This is a genomic window from Streptomyces muensis, from assembly GCF_021474425.1.
Lineage (GTDB): Bacteria > Actinomycetota > Actinomycetes > Streptomycetales > Streptomycetaceae > Streptomyces > Streptomyces muensis.
In genome coordinates this window covers 1-25,661 of the sequence record NZ_JAKEIP010000117.1, presented here as the reverse complement: position 1 = coordinate 25,661, position 25,661 = coordinate 1, and the positions used below count along the sequence as shown (strand labels likewise).

The window sequence follows — 25,661 nt, the reverse complement described above, 5'->3', positions numbered from 1 at the left end:
CCCCTGCGGCACACCCCCACCCCCCTGCCGCTCGGCCCGCTCCAGCCGCAGCCCTGCCATCCGCCGGAACGAGTCGTCGTCGGCCGTTTCGGCGGGGGAGAGCAGGAGGTCGTAGCCGTGGGCCGCGGCGGCCTCGGCGATGCCGCCGATGAAGGCGAGCTGCATGGTGGTGTAGTCCCGCTTGCGGCCGGACGGGGGGTAGAGCAGGCCGAGGGTGTGCGTGGCGTGGTCGGCCCCGGCCGACGGCCTCGTGGGGGCGCGGGTGTGCTCGGGCATGGTCAGCCGACCGGGAGGGGCTGTTCGGCCCAGATCGTCTTGCCGGTGGGGGTCTGGCGGGTGCCCCAGCCCTGGGTGAGCTGGGCGACCATGTGCAGCCCGCGGCCGCCCTCGTCGTAGGTGCGGGCCCGGCGCAGATGCGGGGCGGTGCTGCTGGCGTCGGACACCTCGCAGATCAGGGTGCGGTCCCGGATCAGCCGTAGGCCGATCGGTACGTCGCCGTAGCGGATGGCGTTGGTGACCAGTTCGCTCACCACCAGCTCGGTGACGAACGCCGCCTCTTCCAGGCCCCAGGCCGCGAGCTGCCGGGTGGCCTGCGCGCGGGCGTCGGCCACGATCGCCGGGTCGGACGGCAGGGCCCAGGCGGCGACCTGGTCGGCGTGCAGGGCGCGGGTGCGGGCGATCAGCAGGGCCACGTCGTCGGCGGGGCTCTCGGGGAGCATGGCCCGCAGCACGGCGTCGCAGGTGATCTCCAGCGAGGGCACCGGGGAGGACATGGCCTCGCAGAGCCGTTCGAGGCCGAGGCCCATGTCGCGGTCGCGGGCGATGAGGCCGTCCGTGTAGAAGGCGAGCAGACTGCCCTCGGGCAGCTCCAGCTCGGTCGCCTCGAAGGGCAGCCCGCCGACGCCCAGCAACGGACCGGGCGTGAGCCGGACGACGCTGACCGTGCCGTCGGGCAGCAGCAGCACGGGCGGGACATGGCCGGCGCTGGCCAGGGTGCATACCCGGGAGACCGGGTCGTAGACGGCGTACAGACAGGTCGCGCCGATCCCGCCGGTGTAGGGCAGGTCGCGGACGGCGCTGTCGTCGTCCGAGGTGAGATGGGTGACCAGGTCGTCGAGGTGGGTGAGCAGCTCGTCCGGGGGCAGGTCCACGTCGGCGAGGGTGCGTACGGCGGTACGCAGCCGTCCCATGGTCGCGGAGGCGTGGATGCCGTGCCCGACGACATCGCCGACGACCAGGGCGACCCGGGTGCCGGACAGCGGGACGACGTCGAACCAGTCGCCGCCGACGCCCGCGCCCGTACCGGCCGGCAGATAGCGGTACGCCACCTCGACGGCCGCCTGTTTCGGCAGGTCGCGGGGGAGCAGGCTGCGCTGGAGGGTGAGCGCGTTGGTGCGCTCGCGGGTGTAGCGGCGGGCGTTGTCCACGCCGACGGCGGCCCGGCCCGCGAGTTCCTCGGCGAGGATCAGGTCGTCGTGCTGGAAGGGCGGGGAGCCCTTGCCGCGGACGAAGACCGCGACGCCGAGGGTGATGCCCCGGGCCCGCAGCGGGGTCGCCATGACCGAGTGGAAGCCGTGCTCGCGGACCACGGCGGCCCGTGCCTCGTGCGCGCCGACCCAGCGGGCGAAGTCGGGGTCGTCCGCGCCGCTGAGCACCGGCCGCCCGCTGGTCAGGGAGCGGGCCGGCGGCGAGAACGCGGGATAGGTGTCGACCCCGCCGAGAGCGACGGCCGCCTCGGGCACGCCCCCTCCCTCCGCCGCCGACTGGTGGGCGACCCGGCGCAGCATCACGGCCGCGTCGACCGTCCCCGGCACCGGCTCCTCCCCGCGCATCACCGAGTCGAGCAGGTCCACGCTGACGAAGTCGGCCAGCCGCGGAACGGCCAGGTCGGCGAGCTCCTGGGCGGTGCGGGCGACGTCCAGGGTGGTGCCGATACGTGAGCCCGCCTCGTTCAGCAGGGCCAGCCGCTGCCGGGCCGCGTACTGCTCGCTGCTGTCGAAGGCGGCGGTGCCGACCCCGGCCACCTCGCCGGACACGGGGTCCCGCACCGGCCACAGCTCGACGATCCAGGAGCGCTGCCGGGCCGCCGCGGTGGGCGGCGCCGGGGCGAATCCCTCGTACCGCATCGGCATGGCCTCCTCGGCGACCCGCCGCACACACCTGAGGAACCCCTCGTCGGAACGGGCCTCACCCAGCGGGTCGGTCTCCGCGCCCGCGTTCAGCCGCCACGAGCCCGACGCGGAGCTGTAGGTGGACAGCGCGATCGAGGACTGGGCGAAGGCCCACTCCACCATCCGCCGGTCACGGTCGGACGCGGCCGTTCCCGTGGTCGCGGTGACGACGAACGCCTGGGGCGCGCCGCCGCCGTCCAGCGAGGGATGCGCGTGCAGCGTCAGTTCGACGCGGTGTCCGTCGCGGTGTCTGAGGACCGCCGTACCGCTCCATTCCTCGGAGTCGACCGGGGAGAAGCCGGTCGCCTCCCGGTCCAGGAGCAGATCGGCCGCGGCCCGCCCCACGACCTCGGCGGCGCTATACCCCAGCAGCCGCCGGGCACCCTCGCTCCACCCCGTGACGATGCCCTGAAGGCTGATGGTGGCGGTAGCGGCATCTGGTGACCACACGGTTCCAGCGTGCGCGTCACGGGAGAATCGGACAAGTCGGATTCCTGTGCATGCAAACCGGCGAACTTGAGAAGTCCTTGCCGTGAACCACTAGCATCGCGGCGGTAATCGCAGCCGGTTCGAGGTGAGGGCAGGGCGGGGTATGACGGAACCGAGGATCGCTGTCGCCGTGGTGACCATGGGGAACCGTCCCGCCGAGGTCGACGCGCTGCTCGAGTCCGTGGCCAAGCAGGATCTCGCCCCCGTCCGGATCGTCGTCGTCGGCAACGGCTGCCCGCTCCCGGAGTTCGCCGAGCGGCTGGGGCTGCCCGGCGAGGTCACGCCGATCGAGCTCGACGAGAACCTGGGGTGTCCGGGTGGCCGGAACGTGGCCTTGGCACGGCTGCGTTCCTTCGGGGACGTCGACGTCGTGGTCGAGCTGGACGACGACGGACTCCTTGTCGACGCCGACGTCCTGCGCCGGGTACGGGACCTGTACGCGGCCGACGACCGGCTCGGCATCATCGGCTTCCGCATCGCCGACGAGCAGGGCGAGACACAACAGCGGCACGTGCCGAGGATCGGCGGGTCGGACCCCCTGAGGGGCGGCTACGTCACCGGCTTCCTCGGCGGCGGACACGCGCTGCGCATGGCGATGCTGGCCGAGACCGGGGACTGGCCCGCCGAGTTCTTCTTCGCCCATGAGGAGACCGACCTGGCGTGGCGGGCCGCCGACGCGGGCTGGCGCATCCTCTACGCGCCCGAACTGCTCCTCCAGCACCCGAAGACCTCGCCCGCCCGGCACGCCATCTACTTCCGGGTGAACGCCCGCAACCGGGTCTGGCTGACCCGCCGCCGACTGCCGCTCGCGCTGATCCCGGTGCACCTCGGCGTGTGGGTGCTCCTCACCCTCGTACGCAACCGGAACTCTCCGGCCGGCCTGCGCGCCTGGTTCGGCGGCTTCCTGGAGGGCCTGCGGGAACCGGCGGGCGAAAGGCGTCCCATGCGCTGGCGCACGGTGTGGGGACTGTGCCGGCTGGGCCGGCCGCCGGTCATCTGAGCAAGGGCCGGGGCGGAGTGCGGCGGGGGGAGACGGGACGCGGGTCCCGGCCGTTCACCTCCGCCGACCGGGACCCACCCGCGTCCCCGGATCCGGCGCGGCGGCGACACTCCCCCGAGTTGCGCGGCGTACGCGCGCGCCGTCGGGCCGGATCCGATGAAGTGATCACCATAAGCCATGTCACTTCGCGTCGGCATAGCTCTCCACCACCGCCGTCGTGAACGGAAACCGCACCGGCGTCTCCCCGAACGTCAGCCGCCCCGCCAGCTCCGCCGCCTCCCGGATCGCCGCCACGACCGCCTCGGCCTCCTCCTCGGGACAGTGCACGATCACCTCGTCGTGCTGGAAGAAGACCAGTTCCGCCGCCATGTCCGCACAGGTGCGCCGCAGCGCGGCGAGCAGCAGCAGCGCCCAGTCGGCGGCGCTGCCCTGGACGACGAAGTTCCGGGCGAAGCGGCCCCGGGCGCGGGCGTTGGTGGAGGCGTAGCCCGGCACCCAGTCCTGCGGACCGGAGCCCCCGCCCTGCTCGTCCTCCGCGTCCGGCACCGGAATGCCCGCCTCCTCCACGGCGTCGTCGCCCGCCCCGGCCGCAGGCGGACACGTCCGCCCCAGCCAGGTCCGCACGAGCCTCCCCTCCTCACCGGCCCGCGCCGCCTCGTCGACGTACGCCACCGCCCGGGGGAACCGGCGTCTGAGCGCGGCGAGGTTCTTGAGCCCGTCGCCGGAGGTCTGCCCGTACACGGCGCCCAGCACGGCGAGCTTGGCCTGGGCGCGGTCGCCGGCGAAGGCGCGGTCGGAGACGGACTGGTAGAGGTCGGTCTCCCGGCCGGCCACCTCCATCAGCCCGGGGTCGCGGGAGATCGCCGCCAGCACCCGGGGCTCCATCTGGTCGGCGTCGGCCACGACGAGCCGCCAGCCGGGGTCGGCGACCACGGCGCGCCGGATGACCTTCGGGATCTGCAGCCCGCCCCCGCCGTTGGTCACCCACCGCCCGGTGACCGTCCCGCCCGCGAGGAACTCCGGTCTGAACCGCCCGTCCCGCACCCAGTCCTGCAGCCAGGACCAGCCGTGGGCCACCCAGATCCGGTACAGCTTCTTGTACTCGACCAGCGGCTTCACGGCTGGATGGTCGAGGGACTCGATCTCCCAGCGCCGGGTCGATCTGACCTTGATCCCGGCCTGCGCGAACGCCTTGATCACATCGGCCGGCAGATCGGGCCGCACCCGGCGCCCGAACGCGGCCGACACCTCGTCCGCCAGCTCGGCCAGCCGCCGCGGCTCCCCGCCCCCGGCATACCGCTCGCCGAGCAGTTCGTGCAGGACCCGCCGGTGTGCCTCGGCGCTCCATGGCAGCCCGGCCCGGTTCATCTCGGCGGCGACGAGCATCCCCGCGGACTCGGCCGCGGTGAGCAGCCGCATCCGCTCCGGGTGGGCGGTGGTGTCGTGCCGGCGCTGCTGGTCGGCGTAGACCTTGACGAGGTCGGCCAGCGGCACATGGACCGCCTGGGGTTCGAACAGCGGGGACTGCGCGCCCGGTTCGGCCGACCGCTGGGGCGGGTCGGGTGGCACGGGGAGGCGGCGCAGCCGGGCGAGGGCGGCGGCGGCCGACCTCGGTTCTCCATGCCGCCCCTCGTGGCCGAGCAGCAGGGTCTCGGCGTCCTCGATGTCGTAGCACCGCTCCACTCGCACCCCCGTGGCGAGCAGGCGCGGATAGACCTCGGCGGTGGACCGCCACACCCACCGCGCGACTTCCGGGCGCCCCCGCACGGCCGCACTCAGGTCCGCCTCCCGGCGCACCGGCCCCGCGGGCAGCCCGTCCGGACCGAGGGGGGCGATCTCCACGCCACCGTCCTCGGCCGGAGCGAGTGCCCAACGGTCGGTCATGCGGCGAGTGTGGCACCCGGGTCTGACAATGCCCTCAACCCTGCGCGGCGCCTTCCCCCGCGCCGCCCTCGCCGGCCTCCTCGACCGTGCGCACACCGCTGTTCAGGAACTGGGAGAGCAGCTCGACGAGGTACGCCTCCACCGTGTCCTTGGTGAGCCCGAGTCCGTACAGGACTCCCTTGCCGTTCTCGAACTCCAGCAGGGCGAGCAGGATGTGCTCGGTGCCGATGTAGTTGTGGCCGAGGCGCAGGGCCTCGCGGAAGGTCAGCTCCAGCACCTTCTTGGCGTCGGAGCCGTAGGGGACGAGCTCGGGGACGCTGTCGGCGGCCGGCGGCAGGGCGGCGGTGGCGGCCTGGCGCACCGAGTCCAGGGCGACGCCCTGTGCCGTGATGGCCTTCGCGGCCAGGCCGTCCGGCTCGGCGAGCAGACCGAGGACCAGGTGCTCGGGGCGGCCCTCGGTGTTCCGGGCCGCGACGGCCTCGTTGTGCGCGGCCATCACCGTGTTGCGGGCGCGCTGCGTGTAGCGGCCGAAGCCCTGCTGCGGGTCGAGGTCGGTCGACTCCTTGGGCACGAACCGCTTCTGCGCGGCCTGCCGGGTGACGCCCATGCTCTTGCCGATGTCGGTCCAGGAGGCACCGGAGCGCCGGGCCTGGTCCACGAAGTGACCGATCAGATGGTCGGCCACCTCACCGAGGTGATCGGCGGCGATCACCGCGTCCTGGAGCTGGTCGAGGGGCTCGTCGTGGACCTTCTTGATGGCCGCGATGAGCTCGTCGAGACGTACGGATGACGTGATGCTCGGGTTCGTCGACATGTGTCAACCTTAAGTTGACACCCCGCTACTGTCAACCGATAGTTGACAGTGCTCTGACGATGGCCCTCACAGTGCCTTGGCGAAGCAACGACTGTCGGAATACCCCCGATAGGGACCGAAGTTGGCCGTCGGCGCGTACCCGCAGGCGACGTACAGCCCCATGGCCTCGTGCAGCGGCGTCCCCGTCTCCAGCACCATCCGCACCCGCCCGGCGTCCCGCGCACTGTCCTCCAGCGCCCGCAGAATGCCCCGGGCGATCCCCCGCCCCCGGGCCTCGGGCACCACGAACATCCGCTTCAGCTCGGCGTCCCCGAGCGCATACCCCTCGTCCCGGGCCTCCTGCACCCGCCAGCCCCCACACCCCACGGCGGCACCCGCGAGATACGCGACCAGGAACAGCCCGTCCGGCGGGTCGAAGTGGCCCGGACGCAGCGGGGTCATGTCGTCGTAGCCATAACGCCGCACATACTCGGCCTGCACGAGGCCGGAGAGCTTCACGGCGTCGGGGTGATCGAAACGTACGGCCCGGATCCCATCCATGGCCCCGGAAACTAGGCACGCCCGGCCGCGCGCACAACGGGATTTCCCCGACGCCCCGCCAGGGCCGCGCCCGCCCCGTGGCACCATCGCCGAGTGAGCAGCACGAACCGTCCGAGCGACACCCCCGGTCCCGTCGACCGGGCCTTCCAGCACGCGCTCTACGCCGACACCGACACCGCCCTCGACACCGGCGCATCCCTCCTGGCCGCCGCCCCCGAGGCGGACGCGGAGCTCGACCGGCGCGGGCGGGAGTTCGTGGCGGCGGCCTGGCGGCGCGGCTGGCAGCCCGCCGACGTCGTACGGCTGGTGCGGCGGGAACTGGACGACGTGCACGTACGACTGCTCTCGGCGCTGATCCGCGCACAGCGGCCGGACGACCACCCCCGCGGCCCCCGCTGGTCCGCACAGCTCGACGACCTGCCCGCCGAAGCGCCGCCCCGCACGGACCGCTTCTCGCACGCGACCGCCGTCCTGGAGCTGTACCGCCTGCTGCTGCGCCTGCCCGCGCTGGAACCCCTGGACGAGCCGGTGACGTCCACCGCCGGGCAGCGACGGCCGCCCGAGTCCCGCATGCTCGGCCGGATCCGGGCGCTGCTGGCGAAGGCGGAGGCGACCGGCTTTCCCCAGGAGGCGGAGGCGCTCAGCGCCAAGGCACAGGAACTGATGGCCCGGCACAGCATCGACGACGCCCTCCTCGCGACCCGTACGCACGCCCCGCACGCCCCGAAGGACGTCCCCGGCGCCTGGCGGATCGGTGTCGAACCGCCGTACGAGCAGGCGAAGGCCGTCCTGCTGGACGCGGTGGCGACCGCCAACCACTGCCGTGCCGTGTGGAACGAACCCTTCGCCTTCTCCACGGTGGTCGGCTTCGAGGCCGACCTGGAGGTGGTCGAGCTCCTGCACACCTCGCTGCTCGTGCAGGCGCAGACCGCGATGACCAGGGCGGAGGCGGCCCAGCGTGCGGGCGGACGCAAGCGTACGAAGGCCTTCAGACAGTCCTTCCTCGCGGCCTACGCCCACCGCATCGGCACCCGCCTCGCCGAGGCGGCGCGGAGCCAGGTCACCCAGGATCTGCTCCCGGTGCTGGCCTCCCGCGAGGTGGCCGTCACCGACCGCCTGGACAGCATGTTCCCGGAGACGACCACGACCCGCCTGCGCGGCGTCACCGACGAGGCGGGCTGGGTCGAGGGCTCGCAGGCGGCCGACAGAGCGCAGGTGGCCCCGCGCCGCCCCCTGCCCTGACTTCCGGAAGACCTCAGTCGCCGGACTGCTGGAACCCGCTCACCGAGGCGTCCGGCGTCCGCCCGTCGCTCTTCAGCGCGACATCGCCGTACGACCACTTGACGTCGCGCGTGTCCTCGGCGCCGGGCAGATGGATCTTCACCCGCTGGACGCCGAGGCTCTTGGTGCCGCCGCCCTCGCCGCGGACGTAGGTGAGGGTGAAGGAGGTGGAGGCCTCCTTCGCGAGGGTCGTCTTCTTCACGCCCGCGGCCTCGTCGGCACCGACGGCGGTCGTGGCGTCGCCCGAGTCGAACTCGATGGCGGGCAGCCCGTCCAGGACGCACTCGGCGCCACCGCGGTTGGTGACCGTGACGGGCACGTTGCCGGTGTCCCCGACGGCGGGGGCGGCGTTGCCCGGCCCGAACTTCACCGACACCTCGTCGACGCAGGAGGAGCCGGCCTTGCTGTCCCGGTCCTCGCCCCCGTCGTCGCAGGCGGTCAGCAGGAGGGCCGCGGCGAGGGCGGCGACGGTGAGGGAAGTGGCGCGCATGGGTCCTCTGGAGGAGACGTCGGCGACCGGGTGACGGTCACCGCAACAAGTGAGGCGGACAGTCACCGATCAAACATCACGAACCCAGACCGGCCGTCGGCAGCCCCGTCGGCAGCTTCCCGCCCTCGGCCTTGGTGTACGTCTCCGCGCCGAGGCCGCCCTCCCAGGTGACCTTCAGCTGCTCCTTGCCGACGGAGTCGACCATCCCCACGGCCCGGTCCTTGCCGCCGTCCGGGCACTTGAGGCGGATCATCCGCATGTCGTCGCGCTCACCGGCGGTCCCGCTGCACACGATCCCGCCGGTGGTGAAGAGCGCGGCCTTGGCGTCGGTGACGACCAGCACGACCGCCTTGCCGTCGGTCGTGGCCAGCCAACTGCCCTCCAGCTCACCGGAGGGCGCGGCCGACCCGCCCGTACCGCCGCCCGTGTCGGCACTGGCGGTCGCGGAGGGGTCGGCCGAGGAGCCGTCCGTGGGCTTGGCGTCGGAGTCGCCGTCGCCGCTGCACGCGGTCAGGGCGAGCGCGCCGGCCAGGGCCGCGGTCACCGCCACGACCCGCATCCGCCGGCCCGACATCGTGCGCGTACGCGAGAAAGTCGCCGAGGTCACTGGAGGCTCCAAGCTGTAGCGGTCGGCATACGGCCGAGTCGGCCACGGTGGCCGAAACGACCGCAGCAAGTTACCAGGGAGTCCCTTCCGCGGCAGGCCTCGACAGCGGCCCCTTCTCTACCAGGACGCCTTGCGCACCCCCGGCAGATACCCGGCGTGCGCCTGCTCCCGCAACGACACCCGGGACAGCCCGAAGGCACGGAGGTAGCCGCGCGGCCGGCCGTCCACCTGGTCGCGGTTGCGCACCCGTGTCGCGCTCGCGTCCCGCGGCTGCCTGTTCAGCTCCTGCTGCGCGGCCAGCCGTTCGGCGTCGCTGGACGACGGCCGACGGATGATCTCCTTCAGCTCGGCCCGCCGGGCCGCGTACCGGGCGACGATCTCCTGCCGCTTCTCGTTCTTCGCGATCTTGCTCTTCTTGGCCATCAGACCTTCACCCCCCGGGCGCGGATGCGGGCGACGGCGGCCTCGACGCCCAGCGCGTCAACGGTCTTGATCCCCTTGGCGCTCAGCCGCAGCCGCACATACCGGCCCTCGCTGGGCAGCCAGTAGCGCTTGGTCTGGATGTTCGGGTCGAACCGGCGGGAGGTCCGCCGGTGCGAGTGGGAGATGGAGTTGCCGAACCGGGGCTGGGCGCCGGTCAGCATGCAGTGGGCGGACACAGGTGACGAACCTCTCCTCGCTGGCTGGTGTTAATGGATTTCATTTTCAGTAAGATAGCAGCATGGCACGCAACGAACTCCGTCCGGTCATCAAGCTCCGGTCCACCGCCGGCACCGGCTACACCTACGTGACCCGAAAGAACCGCCGCAACGACCCGGACCGCATGACCCTGCGCAAGTACGACCCGGTCGCCGGCCGCCACGTCGACTTCCGAGAGGAGCGCTGAGCCACCGCATGCGCAACGGAATCCACCCCGCCTACGGCCCCGTCGTCTTCCGCGACCGGGCCGCGAACCACGCCTTCCTCACCCGCTCGACGCTCGCCGGAGTTCCCACCGACAAGACGATCGAGTGGGAGGACGGCAACACCTACCCGGTCGTCGACGTCGAGATCTCGAACGTGAGCCACCCCTTCTACACCGGCACGGCCCGCGTCCTGGACACGGCCGGCCGTGTGGAGCGCTTCGAGCGCCGCTACGGAAAGAAGGGCTGATGCTGTCCGTCGTGATCGTCGCCGGCCTGCACGCGGACGCCCGCAGGGCGACAGTCGCCCAGCTGCTCGCCGACGTCCCCGACAGCGTCGTACTCCACCACGACCTCGCGACGGCCACCGCGGGCACGGTCGTCCGCACGATCCGCGACGCCACCGGCCTCGTCAGCACCGGCGAGGCCCCCCTCGTCAACGACTGCGCCTGCTGCGCGCTGCGCGAGGACCTGGTACCGGAACTGCTGAGGATCCAGGACGCGGGCGGCACGCGCATGGCGGTGGTCGAACTCTGGGACTCGGTGGAACCCAAGGCCATGGCCGAGGTGGTCACGGCCGGCGGACTGACCCTCACCGGCGTGATCACCGCGGTCGACCCGGCGCTGGTCCTGCCGTACCTGGGCAACGGCGACGATCTCGCCGAGCGGGGCCTGGCGGCCGCGGCGACCGACCAGCGCACGGTCGCCGACACCTTCGCCCGCCAACTCGAGTACGCCCCCGTCCTCGCCGTCGTCCACTCCCCGGAGGCCGACGAGGAGGACCGCGAACTGCTCGCCCAGCTCCACCCGACGGCCCGCCAGGTCCCCGTCCCCCCGGACGACCTGACGGTGCCGCCACCCCGCAACCGCCCTCTCTCCCCGCTGGCCGGCGCCGCCCTGTCCGGCTTCGACGTCGAGTCGGCCGACGCGGCCCAGCATCCGGCCTGCGCCCTGCTCCCCGCCGAGGCCGACGCACACGGCGTCACCACCCTCGTCTGGCACCGCCGCCGCCCCTTCCACCCCGAGCGGCTCTACGCCGCTCTGGAGGACCTGACCTGTGCGGCGGCCCGCAGCCGGGGCCGCTTCTGGCTGGCCGACAAACCGGACGTCCTCCTCCACTGGGACGCCGCCGGCGGCGCCCTGTGCGTGGAGAGCGTCGGCCCCTGGCTCGCCTCGCTCCCCGACGCGGCCTGGGACATGGTCCCGCCGATCCGCCGTGCCGCCGCCGCGCTGGACTGGCACCCCGAGCACGGCGACTGCTGCCAGCACCTGGTCTTCACGTCCCCCGCCCTCGACCGCGACGGCCTGGAGCAACTCCTGGAGTCCTGCCTCCTGACCGACGCCGAGTACGCCGCCGGGCGCGACGCCTGGAAACAACTCCCACCCGCCTTCGACACCCTCCTGGAGGTCTGACCCCGTGCCCCGCAAGTCCGAGCGCAAGCCCGCCAAGTCCCGCCCCAACCCTCTGGACCAGGCAGGAATCACCTACATCGACTACAAGGACACCGACCTCCTGCGCCGGTTCATCTCCGACCGGGGCAAGATCCGCAGCCGCCGCGTCACCCGGGTGACGTCCCAGCAGCAGCGCCAACTGGCCAAGGCCATCAAGAACGCCAGGGAAATGGCCCTCCTGCCGTACGCCGGCCGCTGACCCCGGGCGGCACACCCTCAACGAACCCGGAACCCATACGCGCTCCCATACGTCACAGGAGTAACCACAGGAACACCCCGCGTGCACGTGCATTCGCTCATGCACGTGCACGTGAAACACAGCTATGATCCGGAAGCAGTTGACCGCCGCACCACCGGGGAGCGATCTGTGGACCACGACGTGTACAACGGCATGGCAGCCACGGATCTGAACGGGGTGGCCTGGCAGAAGAGCAGGCACAGCAACTCGCAGGGCTCCTGCGTCGAGTTCGCGCGCCTGCCCGGGGGAGAGGTGGCGGTACGCAACTCGCGCTTCCCCGACGGCCCGGCCCTCGTCTACACCCGCGCCGAGATCGAGGCGATGCTCCTCGGCATCAAGGACGGCGAGTTCGACCACTTGGTCGCGGGCTGAGCAGCCCCATCGATCCCGCCTGACCAGCGCTTTTCCACTGGGTAACGCGCGTAGACAAGCGACCCCACGACCCCCGGCACAGGCAAACGCCGACGCCGATCCCTATTCTCCCGACGCCCCCACGACAGCCCCCCGAGCCGGCAGCCGGAACAACGCCCAGACGACCTTCCCGCTGAGCGCCCCGGCCAACGGCTGCCATCCCCAGCTGTCGCTGAAGGAGTCCACGAGGAACAGCCCCCGCCCGGACTCCGCGGAGAAGTCGTCGGAATCACGCGCGACCGGGCTGTCATGACTGGGATCGCGCACCGCACACACCAGCCGCTCGGTCCACCGCATCAGATGCAGACGCACAGGCGGCGGTATCTGCTCGCACTCCCACTGCGCCCCCGCCGGCAAGGCGTGCCGCAACGCGTTGGTCACCAACTCGGAGACGACCAGGCACACATCGTCGAACCGGTCGCCCAGTTCCCACTGGTCCAGGGTGCGGCGCGTGAACTTGCGCGCCTCACGCACCGCTTCGTAGCGGGCGGGCAGCGCACAGGAGGCGGCGTTGGAGACGGCTGCGGGATCCAGTGGCGGAAGGCCCTGCCGTAACGGCTCGAGCATGGTCGATCCATTCGTCCCCATGCGAGGCACTCCCGGGAGTTCGCGGTCGTTGCGATGCAGCGGTTGCGCGGGACCATGGTTTCCGATGCGCAGAGCAGATGCAAGGGCAGATGCACGTGCACGTGACCGAATTGGATGTTCCCGTACCGCTTGTTGGCCATTTTTTCCGCCAACTTCTGCCCCTCTTCTTGTCCATCCCTCACTCGTTCCTGCCGGTAACCCTTGTCTTCTTTCCATCTCTGTAATCGGACGAGTACTGCTCGAAGTGATTTAGTGGCAGACTGCGGGCCCTGAAGACGGTTGGGGAGGCTGGCGAACGTGAGCGCGGGAGAGCCCGGATCGGTGGTGCGGCGCATGCTGCTCGGCTCGCAACTGAGGCGACTGCGGGAAGCGCGCGGGATCACGCGCGAGGCGGCGGGTTACTCCATCCGCGCCTCCGAGTCGAAGATCAGCCGGATGGAGCTGGGCCGGGTGAGCTTCAAGACGCGAGACGTCGAGGACCTGCTGACGCTCTACGGCATCACGGACGAGCAGGAGCGCGCCTCGCTCCTCTCCCTGGCCCGCGAGGCCAACGTGGCGGGCTGGTGGCACAGTTACTCCGACGTCCTGCCGAGCTGGTTCCCCACCTATGTCGGCCTGGAGGGCGCGGCCAGTCTCATCAGGGCATACGAAGTGCAGTTCGTGCACGGCCTGTTGCAGACGGAGACGTACGCCCGCGCGGTCGTGAAGCGCGGCATGAAGGGCGCGAGCGCTGCCGACATCGAAAAGCGCGTGGCGCTGCGCCTGGAGCGGCAGAAGTACCTGCTCGACGACAGCGGGGCCCCCGAGTTCCACATCGTCCTGGACGAGGCCGCCCTGCGCCGCCCGTACGGCGACCGCGAGGTGATGCGCGGCCAGCTCCACCACCTCATCGAGATCTCCCAGCGCCCCAACGTGCGGCTCCAGATCATGCCGTTCAGCTTCGGCGGCCACTCCGGCGAGTCCGGCGCCTTCACGATCCTCAGCTTCCCCGAGTCCGACCTCTCCGACGTCGTCTACCTGGAGCAGCTCACCAGCGCGCTCTATCTCGACAAGCACGAGGACGTCACCCAGTACGAGAAGGCGCTCAAGGAGCTTCAGCAGGACAGCCCGGGCCCGGACGAGAGTCGGGATCTTCTCAGGGGACTCCTTCAACTCTCTTGAATCACAAGTACGATGACGTGTGATCAGACCGTGAAGACGATCAACGCCGAGCGAGGGATCACATGTCGTCCTACTTCACCGACCTGGCTCAGCAGTACATCGACGGGGAGTGGCGCCCGGGCTCGGGGTCCTGGGACATCATCGACTTCAACCCGTACGACGGCGAGAAGCTGGCGTCGATCACGATAGCCACGGTCGACGAGGTCGACGACGCCTACCAGGCCGCCGCCCGCGCCCAGAAGCAGTGGGGCGCGACCAACCCGTACGCCCGTCGAGCCGTCTTCGAGAAGGCGCTGCGCCTGATAGAGGACCGCGAGCAGGAGATCACCGAGGCGATCATCGCCGAGCTCGGCGGCACCCGGCTGAAGGCGGCCTTCGAGCTCCACCTCGCCAAGGAGTTCCTGCGCGAGGCGGTCCACCTGGCGCTGCGCCCCGAGGGCAAGATCATCCCGTCGCCGGTGGACGGCAAGGAGAACCGCGTCTACCGCGTCCCGGTCGGCGTCGTGGGCGTCATCAGCCCCTTCAACTTCCCCTTCCTCCTGTCGATCAAGTCGGTCGCCCCGGCCCTCGCGCTCGGCAACGGCGTGGTCCTCAAGCCGCACCAGAACACCCCGATCTGCGGCGGCACCCTGGTCGCGAAGATCTTCGAGGACGCGGGCCTCCCGGCCGGTCTGCTGAACGTCGTCGTCACGGACATCGCGGAGATCGGCGACGCCTTCATCGAGCACCCGGTCCCGAAGGTCATCTCCTTCACCGGCTCCGACAAGGTCGGCCGCCACGTCGCCACCGTCTGCGCCTCCCTCTTCAAGCGCTCGGTCCTCGAACTCGGCGGCAACAGCGCGATCGTGGTCCTCGACGACGCCGACATCGACTACGCGGTCGACGCGGCGGTCTTCAGCCGCTACGTCCACCAGGGCCAGGTCTGCATGGCCGCGAACCGCGTCCTCGTGGACCGCTCGGTCGCCGACGAGTTCACCGAGAAGTTCGTCGCCAAGGTGAAGACCCTCAAGGCGGGCGACCCGCGCGACCCGGAGACCGTCATCGGCCCGGTGATCAACTCCTCGCAGGCGGACGCCCTTTCGGCCACCGTGGAGCAGGCCCTCGCCGACGGCGCGACGGCCCTGGTGCACGGCACGACGACGGACAACCTCGTCGAGCCCTCGGTCCTCACCGGCGTCCCTGCCGGCTCCCCCCTGCTCCAGCAGGAGGTCTTCGGCCCGGTCGCCTTCCTCATCCCGTTCGACGGCGAGGAGGAGGCCGTACGCCTTGTCAACGACACCCCGTACGGCCTGAGCGGCGCCGTCCACACGGGGAACGTCGAGCGGGGCGTGAACTTCGCCAAGCAGATCGACACCGGCATGTTCCATGTGAACGACGGCACGGTCCACGACGAGCCGATCGTCCCCTTCGGCGGCGAGAAGCACTCCGGCCTCGGCCGCCTGAACGGCGAGACGATGCTGGACGCGTTCACCACGATCAAGTGGATCTCGGTGCAGCACGGCCGCAGCGGGTTCCCGTTCTAGACCGGACAGGCACCAGAGGGCTTCCTGGCTGCTCCGGCCGGAAGCCCAGGTCATAACCTGGACCGCATGTCAGCGATCCGTCTCCTCGTGCTCGGCGCGGTCCGTATGCACGGCCGCGCCCACGGCTACCAGGTGCGCAACGACCTGGAGTACTGGGGTGCGCACGAGTGGTCCAACGCCAAACCCGGCTCGATCTACCACGCGCTCAAGCAGATGGCGAAGCAGGGCCTGCTGCACGCGCACGAGATCGCGCCGTCCACGGCAGGCGGCCCCCCGCGCACGGAGTACGAACTCACGGACGCCGGCACCGAGGAGTACTTCACGCTGCTGCGCGACGCGCTGGTCACGTACGACCAGCGCGGTGACGTGAAGACGGCGGCCCTCGGCTTCATGGTCGACCTGCCGAGGGCCGAGGCCGTGACCCTGCTGAAGGAGCGGACCCGGCGGATCGAGGAGTGGCGGGCCTCCGTCGTGGCCCACTACGTGCCCGAGGACGGGCCCGAGCGGCTCGGCCACATCGGCGAGATCATGAACATGTGGGTCCACACGGCGGACTCCGAGCGGGACTGGACCAGCGAGCTGATCGAGCGGCTCGAGGACGGCGCCTACACCTTCGCCGACGAGGGCGACCCGTTCATCGGCGTGCTGGCCGAGGACGAGGAGAACCCGTACGCGACGGGGCAGTCCCATCCCGGGGACGCCCTCTAATCAAGTTTGACCAATCCTGCGTCCTGGTTTACCTTCGAGCATGTAGTCAAGTTTGACTAGCAAGGGGGTCTCAGTGGCCGACGCGGCGATCACCGTCGAAAAGGCACGCAAGAAGTACGGCGGCAAAGCCGGCAGACACGCACTGGACGGGCTCGACCTCACGGTCGCGCGCGGCACCGTGCACTCGGTGCTCGGCCCGAACGGCGCGGGCAAGACGACCCTGGTCCGGATCCTGTCCACGCTGCTGCGGCCGGACAGCGGCCGGGTCGAGGTGGCCGGGCACGACGTGGTGCGCCAGGCCTACGAGGTGCGCCTGCGCATCGGGCTGCTCGGCCAGCACGCGGCCGTGGACGAGGAGTTGGGCGGCCGGCAGAACCTGGAGATGTTCGGCCGCCTCCACCACCTCGGCGCCCGCCACGCGCGCGTGCGCGCCGACGAACTGCTGGAGCGCTTCGGCCTCGCCGACACCGGCCGCAAACCGGTCCGGCAGTACAGCGGCGGCATGCGCCGGCGACTGGATCTGGCGGCGTCCCTCATCACCGACCCGGAGGTGCTCTTCCTGGACGAACCCACCACCGGCCTCGACCCGCGCGGCCGCACCGAGGTCTGGTCAGCGGTCCGCTCCCTGGTCGGCGGCGGCACCACGGTCCTGCTCACCACCCAGTACCTGGAGGAGGCCGACCAGCTCGCCGACCGCATCTCGGTCGTCGACGCCGGCCGGGTCGTCGCCGACGGCACCGCGGACCAGCTCAAGGCGCTGACCGGCGGCTCCCGCATCGACGTCGTCCTGCGCGACGCCGGACAGCTCGGCGCGGCCGTCGCCCTGCTGCCCGTACCGAAGGACGACGTCTCCGTCGACCCCGACCGGCGTCTGCTCAGCGCCCCGGTCACTGACCGGATGGCGGCGCTCTCCGGCGTCGTACGGGCCCTGGAGGCCGCCGGGATCGAGGCGGAGGACATCGCACTGCGCCGGCCGACGCTCGACGAGGTGTTCCTGCACCTCACGGGGGACGAGCACCGAGAGAAGGAGCCCGCATGAGCATGAGCGCCCACGCCCTGACCGACTCCTGGACCATGACCCGCCGTGAACTCGCCCACTGGGGACGGCAACCCGTGCAGGTCGTGGTCAACCTGGTCTTCCCCGTGATGCTGCTGCTGATGTTCGGCTACCTCGTCGGCGGCGGCCGGGGCGTCCACGGCTCCTACATCGACTATCTCCTGCCCGGCATGCTCGCGCTCACCATGGCCTTCGGCCTGGAGGGCACGATGATCGCGGTCACCCAGGACCTCAACAAGGGCGTGGTCGACCGCTTCCGGTCCATGCCGATGGCCAACGGGGCGGTCCTGGTGGGCCGTTCGGCGGCCGACATGCTCCAGTCGGCGCTCGCCCTGTTCGTCCTCATGGGCGTCGGATACGCGCTGGGCTGGCGCGCGGACGGCGGCCCGGGAGCCTTCCTGGGCGCCGTGGGCCTGCTGTTGCTCTTCCGCTTCGCCATGCTGTGGATCGGCATCCACCTGGCGCTGGTGGCCGGCAAGCCGGAGATGGTGCAGGCGGTGCAGATCCTGGTCTGGCCGGTCGGCTTCCTCTCCAACGCCCTCGCCCTGCCCGGGTCCATGCCCGGCTGGCTGGGCACGGTCGTGGAGTGGAACCCGATGTCCCAGACGGCTACGGCCGTACGGGACCTGTTCGGCGGCACGGCCGCGGAGACCGTCGCGGCGGCGGTCATCTGGCCGCTGGTGCTCCTCGCGGTGTTCTTCCCGCTGGCGGTCCGGCGATTCGCCCGCCTGAGCCGCTAGCAGCCGCCTGACCGCCGCCTGTTCGCCTAGTGATGGAAGCCGGTGGCCGCCCCCTTGTCCTGCGTGAAGGGGTGCGGCTGCCGGCGCAGCTCCGGCAGCACCCGGCTCAGGTCCTCCAGGAACAGCTCGCCGAGGTCCTCGGAGAACCCGTTGCGGCAGACCACCCGCAGCACCGACAGATCCTCACGGTTCGGCGGGAAGGTGTACGCCGGGACCAGCCAGCCCTTCTCCCGCAGCCGCCGCGAGACGTCGAAGACGTCGTACGCCCGCACCTCCGGAGCCGTCGTGAAGGCGAACACCGGCAGCTCGTCGCCCCTGGTCAGCAGCCGGAAGTCGCCCAGCTTCGCCACCGCGTCGGCGACCCTGCGCGCCACGTCCCGCGAGGCCTGCTGCACCGCCCGGTACCCCTCGCGGCCCAGCCGCAGGAACGAGTAGTACTGCGCCACGACCTGCGCGCCCGGCCGGGAGAAGTTCAGCGCGAACGTCGGCATGTCGCCGCCCAGGTAGTTGACGCGGAAGACGAGCTCCTCGGGCAGCGCCGCGCCATCCCGCCACAACGCCCAGCCGACCCCCGGGTAGACCAGCCCGTACTTGTGCCCCGACGTGTTGATCGAGGCGACCCTCGGCAGCCGGAAGTCCCACACCAGGTCCTCGTCGAGGAAGGGCGCCACCATGGCGCCGGACGCACCGTCGACATGCACCGGGACATCGAGCCCCGTGCGCTCCTGGAGGGCGTCCAGAGCCGCGCACAGGTCCGCGATCGGCTCGTAGGAACCGTCGAAGGTCGAGCCCAGGATCCCCACGACCCCGATGGTGTTCTCGTCGCACAGCCCGGCCGCCGCCCCCGGATCGAGATGGAACCGCTCGCCCTCCATCGGGACCAGCCGGGCCTCCACCTCCCAGAAGTTGCAGAACTTCTCCCAGCAGACCTGGACGTTGACCCCCATCACCAGGTTCGGGCGGGCGCCCGGGTACCGGTCGGCGTTCCGCTTCGCCCAGCGCCGCTTCAGCGCCATCCCGGCGAGCATGCACGCCTCGCTCGACCCGGTCGTCGAACAGCCCACGGCCGCCGCCGGGTCCGGCGCGTTCCACAGGTCGGCGAGCATCGCCACACAGCGCCGCTCCAGCTCGGCGGTGCGCGGGTACTCGTCCTTGTCGATCATGTTCTTGTCCTGGCACTCCGCCATCAGCACCCCGGCCTGCGGCTCCATCCAGGTGGTGACGAAAGTGGCCAGATTGAGCCGGGAGTTGCCGTCCAGCATCAGCTCGTCGTGCACCAGCTGGTACGCCGTCGACGGCGACAGGGGAGCGTCGGGCAGCCGATGCGTGGGCGGGGCCTCGGTCATGCCGCCGACCGGGTTCGCCTCGCCGTAGAAGGGGTTGACGGCGAGCCTGCGCCTGCCGCCCTTGTCGTCCGGTGCTTCGCTGTTCCCAGGATGCAGTGGCATGCCTACGACGGTAGGTCCGGGCCGCCGGGCTTGCACCTCACGCCACGTGAGGACTCACCGTGGAGTGCGTAAGACAGAAGGGAGCGGAAGTGAGCTACTCCGTGGGACAGGTCGCCGGCTTCGCCGCGGTGACGGTGCGCACCCTGCACCACTACGACGACATCGGCCTGCTCGTACCCAGCGAGCGCAGCCACGCCGGTCACCGGCGCTACAGCGACGCCGACCTCGACCGGCTGCAGCAGATCCTGTTCTACCGCGAGCTCGGCTTCCCGCTCGACGAGGTCGCCGCCCTGCTCGACGACCCGGACGCGGACCCGCGCGTGCACCTGCGCCGGCAGCACGACCTGCTGACCGCCCGGATCGAGAAGCTGCAGAAGATGGCGTCGGCCGTGGAGCACGCCTTGGAGGCACGCAAGATGGGGATCAATCTGACGCCGGAGGAGCGGTTCGAGGTCTTCGGGGACAAGGACCCCGAGCAGTACCGCGAGGAGGCGGAGCAGCGCTGGGGCGACACCGAGGCGTACGCCGAGTCACAGCGCCGCGTCGCCACGTACACCAAGGAGGACTGGAAGCGCATCCAGGCCGAGGTCGACGACTGGGGCCGGCGGTACGCGGCCCTCGTGGCGGCCGGTGAGCAGCCGTCCGGTGAGGCGGCCATGGACCTCGCCGAGGAACACCGGCAGCACATCAGCAGGTACTACTTCGAGGTGCCCTACGAGATGCACCGGTGCTTCGGCGAGATGTACGTCTCCGACGAGCGCTTCAAGGCGTTCTACGACGCCATGCAGCCGGGTCTCGCCGAGCACTTGAAGGATGCGATCCTCGCGAACGCCGACCGCCGCACCGCATAAGGGGTGCGCCATCAGGGGTGCACCCGCATGACGGTCCTGGCCCGGGAGCCCGTACGGCTCACTCCCGGGCCAGGACCACCGCCGTCCCGTAGGCGCACACCTCGGTGCCCACGTCGGCCGCCTCGGTCACGTCGAACCGGAAGGCCAGCACGCCGTTGGCGCCACGCGCGCGTGCCTGCTCCACCAGCCGGTCCATGGCCTGGTTCCGGGTCTCCACGAGCGTCTTGGTGAGCCCCTTGAGCTCACCGCCGACCAGCGACTTCAGCCCGGCGCCGATCTGGCTGCCGACGTGCCGGGAGCGCACGGTCAGCCCGAAGACCTCGCCGATGACCTCGGTGACGCGGTGGCCGGGTACGTCGTTCGTGGTGACGACCAGAACGTCGGGTCGGGGTCCCTGTCCGCCGCCGTACTCTTCGATGCCCATGAACCACAGCTTTGTCCCAGCCGGGGCACAGTGCATCCTGAGGGGGTCCATGGAACCTGGGCGGCCGGTGCAGCGTTGATAATTTGAGCAGCCAGCTTCGACCCCCCGCCCCCTCCCCGCAGGAGCCACAATCCCGTGACCACGCTTGCGCTCGGCCCCGAGTGGCTCAGCCCGGACTATCTGATCGAGACGTTCAGCCTCCCTGGCATCCTGCTGATCGTCTTCGCCGAGTCCGGCCTCTTCGCGTTCCTGCCCGGGGACTCCCTGCTGTTCACGGCGGGTCTGTTCGTGGCCGAGGGGAACTACATCACCCAGCCGCTGTGGCTGGTGTGCACCCTCATCGTGCTGGCCGCCGTCATCGGCGACCAAGTGGGCTACATGATCGGCAAGTTCTTCGGCCCGAAGCTCTTCAACCGTCCCAACTCCAAGCTCTTCAAACAGGAGAACCTGGAGAAGGCACACGAGTTCATGGAGAAGTACGGCCCCAAGGCGATCGTCCTCGCCCGCTTCGTGCCGATCGTGCGCACCTTCGCCCCCATCGTGGCCGGCGCCGGCCGCATGAAGTACGCCACGTTCCTCACGTACAACGTCATCGGCGGCATCGCCTGGGGCACCGGCGTCACCCTTGCGGGCTACTGGCTCGGCCAGATCGAGTTCATCAAGACGAACGTCGAGGCGATCCTCGTCCTGATCGTGTTCGTCTCCTTGGTCCCGATCATCATCGAGTTCCTGCGCGAGCGCGCCAAGAAGAAGCGCGCGGCGGCTCAGGCCCCGGCGGCCCCGGCCCAGCAGCAGCACATGATGATGGACGACGCGACGACCCAGCTCCGCCGCATCCCGTCCGACGACCACCCTCAGCAGGGCGGCCAGCAGCAGTACGGCTACGACCAGCAGTACTACGGCCAACAGCAGCAGCCACAGCAGCAGCCGTACGCCCAGCAGTACCCCCAGGGCTACGGCAACCAGCAGCAGTACGGCGACCAGCAGTACCCCCCGAACCAGGGCTACTGAAACGCCCTAAAGGGGCGCGGGGAACTGCGCGACGAGCCACGAACGGCCCGCAGCCGCCGTGAGTCAGCACGCACCGAGTCAGTAGGCACCCGGCGCTGGAAGACATCGCACCGGCGCTCAGAACCCCCGCGTCCTCTTGGCGGCCCGCCGCTTCTCGGGCGACCCGATCCGCAGGAACATCCGCGAGATCTCAGCCCCGAGGTTCACCCCGATAGCGATGGCCATGGCCAAAGAAGCCGCCGTGGCCAACGACACCAGCCCCTCGTCCACATCGTTCTGAGCAATCGCCAGCAGCCCGAAATACGTGGCTGAGCCTGGCAACAGGGGCCCGATCGCCGCAGTCGTGTACGGCAACGCCGACGCGAACCGATACCGCGCCATCAACTGCCCGAACAACCCCACCAGCCCCGCCGCCACAGCCGTGGAGGCAACCGGCGAGAACTCACCGACGTAGTGCATCGCCCCGTACACCACCCACGCGACACCCCCGTTGAGCGTCACCGCGAGCACGGTGGACCGTTCCTGCTGGAGCAGTACGGCGAAGGTCAGCGACAGCAGCATCGACGCGGCGATCTGCCAGTACGGCCGGTCGGAGGCGTGCAGCGCCTCGTCCGGGGTGAGCTTGGCACCCAGGTTCACCCCGAAGTACAGGATCACCAGCACGCCGACGACGATGCCGACGAAGAAGTACATGACCTCCAGCAGCCGCGCGGAGGCGGTGATGTAGAACCCGGTCAGCCCGTCCTGCACGCCCGCCACCAGCGCCCGCCCGGGCAGCAGCGCGAACAGCCCACCGGTGATGACGGCGGACGCCTTCACGTCGACGTGCGCCAGCGTCAGCGCGACCCCTATCGCGGCCGGCGGCATCGCGGCCACCGTGAACTGGTAGAACTCCGGCAGCCCGCGCCCCGCGCACAGCCAGGCCAGCCGGTCGCCGAGCATCGCGCCCAGCGCGGCCGCGATGAACACGATCAGATCACCGCCGACCAGCACGGAGGCCGCGCCCGCGAGCAGTCCGCTCGCCGAGGTCAGCACCCAGGTCGGGTACGGGTGCCGGTTGCGGCGGATCTCGGCGAGCCGCCCGTAGGCCTCCTCCAGGGAGATGTGGCTCTCCGGGTCGCTGAGGTCGTCGACCAGCTGGTACACGGCGGCCAGACGCGTGTAGTCGGTGCCGCGCCGCCGCACCGTGCGGGACGCCGACACCGGGTCGTCCACCAGCGACGGCTGGTACGAGATCGACAGCAGCGTGAAGGTGACGTTCGGCTCGCAGCGGTCCAGACCGTAGGACCGGCAGACCGCGAACATCGCCGCCTCGACGTCCTCCGCGCCCTCACCGCCCGCCAGCAGCAGCTCGCCGATACGCAGGGTCAGGTCGAGCACGCGCGGGACGGCCGGGCCCTCCTCCTCCGCCCTCGGCATCCGCTCCGGCGCGGGCCGCTCGGCCACCGGCATACGCAGCATCGTGCGCATCCGGTCCTGCCAGGGCAGGTCCTTGGTGAGGCTTATCCGCGGGATGCCGCCGGCGGGCGTGAACGCGGGCTGGGCGTCCTCCACGCTGTAGCCGCTCGGCGTGCTGAACGCCGACCCCTCGAGCTCCTGGACCGGCGGGTGCGGCACGTCGAGGCCCTGGGGGAGGGCGAACTCGGACGTGGTCTCCGACTCGCTGTCCCCCACCTCGACGCCGGCGGGCGGGATGAACGCCATCCTCGCCTCGTCCGACTGCGGCTTGCGGTCCTCCGCGTCCGTCACGTGCGCAGCACTCCCTGTACGACACCTCCTGCCGCACTCAGTATGCGCACAGACGCACGAACGGGCTGCACGCGCACGCGTGCAGCCCGTTCACATGGCTGAGAGCCGACGGTGGCTCAGGCGCAAGCCTCAGTGGCCGCCCTGCTCCTTGAAGCGCTTGTAGGACCGCTCGATCTCGATCTCGGCGTCCTGGCGGCCCACCCAGTTGGCGCCCTCGACGGACTTGCCGGGCTCCAGGTCCTTGTAGACCTCGAAGAAGTGCTGGATCTCCAGGCGGTCGAACTCGGAGACGTGGTGGATGTCACGCAGGTGCTCCACGCGCGGGTCCGTCGCCGGGACGCACAGCAGCTTGTCGTCGCCGCCGGCCTCGTCCGTCATCCGGAACATGCCGATCGCACGGCACTTGATGAGGCAGCCCGGGAAGGTCGGCTCGTCCAGGATGACCAGCGCGTCCAGCGGGTCGCCGTCCTCGCCGAGGGTGTTCTCGACGAAGCCGTAGTCGGTCGGGTAGGCGGTCGAGGTGAAGAGTCGACGGTCCAGGCGGATCCGACCGGTCTCGTGGTCCACCTCGTACTTGTTCCGCGAACCCTTCGGGATCTCGATCGTGACGTCGAACTCCACCGGTGGCTCCTCCATGATCAGCACATAGTTCTGGTGGTTAAGTGTCCCTCACGCAGGTGTGTGATCGCGAAAGGGGCTGGTGGTCGTGCCAGAGCTGAGGCCGTGGCGAGCCGCGAGACCGCATGTGACGCGGGTCGCGGGCGCCGTACGACCCCGTCTGGCACGGGCCGCGGACGCCGTACGCCCACGTCTCGCACGCGCCGCGACGGCCGCGAAACCGCGGGTCGTACGGCTCGCGCGAGCCGCTTCCCCGCAGGTCGCGCGGATCACGAAGCCGAAGACCTGGCAGTACACCGCCGGTGCCGCCACCGCCGGACTGGCGCTGGCCGCCGCAGTGGTGACCGCCGCCGGCCCCTGGGACTCCACCGGTCAGCGTACGGCCGAGCGGGACCGGGCGGCCGTCCAGGAGCGCACGGGTGGCGCAGATCACGGCCGTAATTCCGATACGTCCGATACGGCCGCCGAGGCGCCCCGTCCGGCGCCCAGCGCGGCCTCCGTCCTGCCCGGTCTGGGCGGCGGCGTCGGCACCGCGCAGGCCGCCCCGAACGCCAAGGCCCTCGCCGGCCTCCTGGGCCCGCTCCTGGACGCCCCGGAGCTCGGCGCCCGCAGGACGGCGGCGGTCGTCGACGTGGCCACCGGCAAGCGCCTGTACGGCGAGGCAGCCGGCGAGCCCCTCACCCCCGCCTCCACGACGAAGATCGCCACCGCGGTGGCCGTCCTCACCGCGGCGGGCCCCGACCACCGCCTCACCACCCGCACGGTCCTCGAACCCGACACCGGGGAACTCGTCCTGGTCGGCGGCGGCGACCCCACGCTGACGGCCCGCAAGGACGCCGACGGCTGGGCGAGCCTGCGCGACCTCGCCGACCGCACGGCCGAGTCCCTGAAGAAGCGGGACGTACGCGAGGTCACCCTTTCGTACGACAAGACGCTCTACGCCGGTCCGGAACTGCACCCCATCGGCGACAACCCCAACCTGGCCCGGGTCAGCGCCCTCATGGTCGACGAGGCCCGCACGGACGACTCCACCAGCGGCCCGGTGAAGCGGGTGGAGGACCCGGCCAGGGACGCGGCCGCGCAGTTCGCGGCGCTCCTGGCGGACCGCGGGATCAAGACCACGGCGCCGGGCCCGTCGAAGGCGACGAACCGGGCCGAGTCGCTGGCCGAGGTCACCTCACCGCCGATGTCCTCCATGGTCGAGCGGATGCTCACCAACAGCGACAACGACATCGCCGAGCACCTCGCCCGCCAGACCGCCGTGGCGAGCGGCGCGCGCGCCGACTTCGACGGCGCGGGCAAGGCGATCGAGGACCGGCTGAAGAAGCTCGGGCTGCCGGTGACGGGCGCCGACATCAAGGACGGCAGCGGCCTCGACCGCGCCGACAGGCTCACCGCCGACCTCCTCACCGCCCTCCTGGCCAAGGCCGCCGACCCCCCCCCCCCCCAACACCCCCCCCGCCAGACCAGTCTCATATAAACAACAGAAGCGGCCGACCAACAC

The 25,661-nt window shown here is 71.0% G+C and carries 28 protein-coding genes and 1 pseudogene; 15 read left to right on the top strand and 14 right to left on the bottom strand.

Annotated features, from left to right (window positions below):
* A pseudogene (locus L0P92_RS25280) lies at positions 1–276 on the bottom strand (hypothetical protein); the annotation flags it as partial.
* A gap of 2 nt (positions 277–278) precedes the next feature.
* The gene (locus L0P92_RS25275) at positions 279–2,621 is read right to left on the bottom strand and encodes an ATP-binding SpoIIE family protein phosphatase (protein WP_234765283.1); all 2,343 of its coding nucleotides are present in this window, start codon (positions 2,619–2,621) and stop codon (positions 279–281) included.
* Positions 2,622–2,763: 142 nt separating this feature from the next.
* On the opposite strand from L0P92_RS25275, the gene L0P92_RS25270 reads away from it, so the two are divergent.
* Complete coding sequence (locus tag L0P92_RS25270; protein ID WP_234765282.1) at positions 2,764–3,660, top strand: glycosyltransferase family 2 protein; 897 nt, start codon at positions 2,764–2,766, stop codon at positions 3,658–3,660.
* 180 nt (positions 3,661–3,840) lie between these two features.
* Here L0P92_RS25270 and L0P92_RS25265 read toward each other — a convergent pair whose 3' ends face one another.
* The 3 genes from L0P92_RS25265 to L0P92_RS25255 form a co-directional block, all read right to left on the bottom strand.
* The gene (locus tag L0P92_RS25265; RefSeq protein ID WP_234765281.1) at positions 3,841–5,544 is read right to left on the bottom strand and encodes a bifunctional 3'-5' exonuclease/DNA polymerase; all 1,704 of its coding nucleotides are present in this window, start codon (positions 5,542–5,544) and stop codon (positions 3,841–3,843) included.
* A 34-nt stretch (positions 5,545–5,578) separates the two neighbouring features.
* The gene (locus L0P92_RS25260; protein ID WP_234765280.1) at positions 5,579–6,358 is read right to left on the bottom strand and encodes a Clp protease N-terminal domain-containing protein; all 780 of its coding nucleotides are present in this window, start codon (positions 6,356–6,358) and stop codon (positions 5,579–5,581) included.
* Between the two features lie 66 nt (positions 6,359–6,424).
* Complete coding sequence (locus L0P92_RS25255; RefSeq protein WP_234765279.1) at positions 6,425–6,898, bottom strand: GNAT family N-acetyltransferase; 474 nt, start codon at positions 6,896–6,898, stop codon at positions 6,425–6,427.
* Positions 6,899–6,991: 93 nt separating this feature from the next.
* Here L0P92_RS25255 and L0P92_RS25250 point away from each other — a divergent pair, with 93 nt between their 5' ends.
* The gene (locus tag L0P92_RS25250; protein WP_234765278.1) at positions 6,992–8,140 is read left to right on the top strand and encodes a DUF2786 domain-containing protein; all 1,149 of its coding nucleotides are present in this window, start codon (positions 6,992–6,994) and stop codon (positions 8,138–8,140) included.
* A 13-nt stretch (positions 8,141–8,153) separates the two neighbouring features.
* Here L0P92_RS25250 and L0P92_RS25245 read toward each other — a convergent pair whose 3' ends face one another.
* From L0P92_RS25245 to rpmB, 4 genes are all read right to left on the bottom strand, one after another.
* Positions 8,154–8,669 carry a DUF4232 domain-containing protein gene (locus L0P92_RS25245; protein ID WP_234765277.1) on the bottom strand — a complete coding sequence of 172 codons (516 nt, stop codon included), beginning with the start codon at positions 8,667–8,669 and terminating at the stop codon, positions 8,154–8,156.
* A gap of 76 nt (positions 8,670–8,745) precedes the next feature.
* On the bottom strand, positions 8,746–9,228 hold the full coding sequence (locus tag L0P92_RS25240; protein ID WP_234765287.1) for a hypothetical protein: 483 nt from the start codon (positions 9,226–9,228) through the stop codon (positions 8,746–8,748).
* Positions 9,229–9,393: 165 nt separating this feature from the next.
* Positions 9,394–9,699, bottom strand: a complete 306-nt coding sequence (gene rpsN, locus L0P92_RS25235) for a 30S ribosomal protein S14 (RefSeq protein WP_234765276.1) — start codon at positions 9,697–9,699, stop codon at positions 9,394–9,396.
* Positions 9,699–9,935, bottom strand: a complete 237-nt coding sequence (gene rpmB / locus L0P92_RS25230; RefSeq protein ID WP_234765275.1) for a 50S ribosomal protein L28 — start codon at positions 9,933–9,935, stop codon at positions 9,699–9,701. The genes rpsN and rpmB overlap by 1 nt, the downstream gene beginning before the upstream one ends.
* A gap of 62 nt (positions 9,936–9,997) precedes the next feature.
* Between rpmB and rpmG the strand changes: the two genes are divergently transcribed.
* The 5 genes from rpmG (at position 9,998) to L0P92_RS25205 (ending at position 12,240) form a co-directional block, all read left to right on the top strand.
* Positions 9,998–10,162 carry a 50S ribosomal protein L33 gene (gene rpmG, locus L0P92_RS25225; RefSeq protein WP_030573688.1) on the top strand — a complete coding sequence of 55 codons (165 nt, stop codon included), beginning with the start codon at positions 9,998–10,000 and terminating at the stop codon, positions 10,160–10,162.
* 8 nt (positions 10,163–10,170) lie between these two features.
* The gene (locus L0P92_RS25220) at positions 10,171–10,428 is read left to right on the top strand and encodes a type B 50S ribosomal protein L31 (RefSeq protein WP_234765274.1); all 258 of its coding nucleotides are present in this window, start codon (positions 10,171–10,173) and stop codon (positions 10,426–10,428) included.
* Positions 10,428–11,591, top strand: coding sequence for a CobW family GTP-binding protein (locus L0P92_RS25215; protein ID WP_234765273.1), 1,164 nt, complete (start codon positions 10,428–10,430; stop codon positions 11,589–11,591). Before L0P92_RS25220 ends, L0P92_RS25215 begins: the two co-directional genes overlap by 1 nt.
* Before the next feature lie 4 nt (positions 11,592–11,595).
* Positions 11,596–11,829 (top strand): 30S ribosomal protein S18, encoded by a 234-nt coding sequence (gene rpsR / locus L0P92_RS25210; RefSeq protein WP_234765272.1) that lies wholly within the window; start codon positions 11,596–11,598, stop codon positions 11,827–11,829.
* Positions 11,830–12,021: 192 nt separating this feature from the next.
* A complete protein-coding gene (locus L0P92_RS25205; RefSeq protein WP_234765286.1) occupies positions 12,022–12,240 on the top strand; it encodes a DUF397 domain-containing protein in 219 nt (72 codons plus the stop codon).
* A 102-nt stretch (positions 12,241–12,342) separates the two neighbouring features.
* Here the strand turns inward: L0P92_RS25205 and L0P92_RS25200 are convergent, their stop codons facing one another.
* On the bottom strand, positions 12,343–12,867 hold the full coding sequence (locus tag L0P92_RS25200; RefSeq protein ID WP_372497330.1) for an ATP-binding protein: 525 nt from the start codon (positions 12,865–12,867) through the stop codon (positions 12,343–12,345).
* Positions 12,868–13,188: 321 nt separating this feature from the next.
* On the opposite strand from L0P92_RS25200, the gene L0P92_RS25195 reads away from it, so the two are divergent.
* The 5 genes from L0P92_RS25195 (at position 13,189) to L0P92_RS25175 (ending at position 18,056) form a co-directional block, all read left to right on the top strand.
* A complete protein-coding gene (locus tag L0P92_RS25195; RefSeq protein WP_505016546.1) occupies positions 13,189–14,028 on the top strand; it encodes a Sco1979 family transcriptional regulator in 840 nt (279 codons plus the stop codon).
* A 62-nt stretch (positions 14,029–14,090) separates the two neighbouring features.
* A complete protein-coding gene (locus tag L0P92_RS25190) occupies positions 14,091–15,551 on the top strand; it encodes an aldehyde dehydrogenase family protein (protein ID WP_234765270.1) in 1,461 nt (486 codons plus the stop codon).
* 66 nt (positions 15,552–15,617) lie between these two features.
* Positions 15,618–16,259, top strand: a complete 642-nt coding sequence (locus L0P92_RS25185) for a PadR family transcriptional regulator (protein ID WP_234765269.1) — start codon at positions 15,618–15,620, stop codon at positions 16,257–16,259.
* A 73-nt stretch (positions 16,260–16,332) separates the two neighbouring features.
* Positions 16,333–17,298 carry an ATP-binding cassette domain-containing protein gene (locus tag L0P92_RS25180; RefSeq protein ID WP_234765268.1) on the top strand — a complete coding sequence of 322 codons (966 nt, stop codon included), beginning with the start codon at positions 16,333–16,335 and terminating at the stop codon, positions 17,296–17,298.
* Between the two features lie 2 nt (positions 17,299–17,300).
* Complete coding sequence (locus L0P92_RS25175; protein ID WP_234765284.1) at positions 17,301–18,056, top strand: ABC transporter permease; 756 nt, start codon at positions 17,301–17,303, stop codon at positions 18,054–18,056.
* Positions 18,057–18,082: 26 nt separating this feature from the next.
* On the opposite strand, the gene gad is transcribed toward L0P92_RS25175, so the two are convergent.
* Positions 18,083–19,504 carry a glutamate decarboxylase gene (gene gad, locus L0P92_RS25170; RefSeq protein WP_234765267.1) on the bottom strand — a complete coding sequence of 474 codons (1,422 nt, stop codon included), beginning with the start codon at positions 19,502–19,504 and terminating at the stop codon, positions 18,083–18,085.
* 89 nt (positions 19,505–19,593) lie between these two features.
* Here gad and L0P92_RS25165 point away from each other — a divergent pair, with 89 nt between their 5' ends.
* Entirely contained in the window at positions 19,594–20,355 is a 762-nt protein-coding gene (locus L0P92_RS25165) for a MerR family transcriptional regulator (RefSeq protein ID WP_234765266.1), read from the top strand.
* 58 nt (positions 20,356–20,413) lie between these two features.
* On the opposite strand, the gene L0P92_RS25160 is transcribed toward L0P92_RS25165, so the two are convergent.
* Entirely contained in the window at positions 20,414–20,779 is a 366-nt protein-coding gene (locus L0P92_RS25160) for a YbjQ family protein (RefSeq protein WP_217207162.1), read from the bottom strand.
* A gap of 135 nt (positions 20,780–20,914) precedes the next feature.
* On the opposite strand from L0P92_RS25160, the gene L0P92_RS25155 reads away from it, so the two are divergent.
* Positions 20,915–21,790, top strand: a complete 876-nt coding sequence (locus L0P92_RS25155; protein ID WP_234765265.1) for a DedA family protein — start codon at positions 20,915–20,917, stop codon at positions 21,788–21,790.
* A 117-nt stretch (positions 21,791–21,907) separates the two neighbouring features.
* Here the strand turns inward: L0P92_RS25155 and L0P92_RS25150 are convergent, their stop codons facing one another.
* Entirely contained in the window at positions 21,908–23,539 is a 1,632-nt protein-coding gene (locus tag L0P92_RS25150; protein WP_234765264.1) for a threonine/serine exporter family protein, read from the bottom strand.
* Positions 23,540–23,668: 129 nt separating this feature from the next.
* Positions 23,669–24,160: an inorganic diphosphatase gene (locus L0P92_RS25145; protein ID WP_217207198.1), complete on the bottom strand. Its 492-nt coding sequence runs from the start codon at positions 24,158–24,160 to the stop codon at positions 23,669–23,671.
* 79 nt (positions 24,161–24,239) lie between these two features.
* Between L0P92_RS25145 and L0P92_RS25140 the strand changes: the two genes are divergently transcribed.
* A complete protein-coding gene (locus L0P92_RS25140) occupies positions 24,240–25,637 on the top strand; it encodes a D-alanyl-D-alanine carboxypeptidase (protein ID WP_234765263.1) in 1,398 nt (465 codons plus the stop codon).
* Positions 25,638–25,661 lie beyond the last annotated feature (24 nt).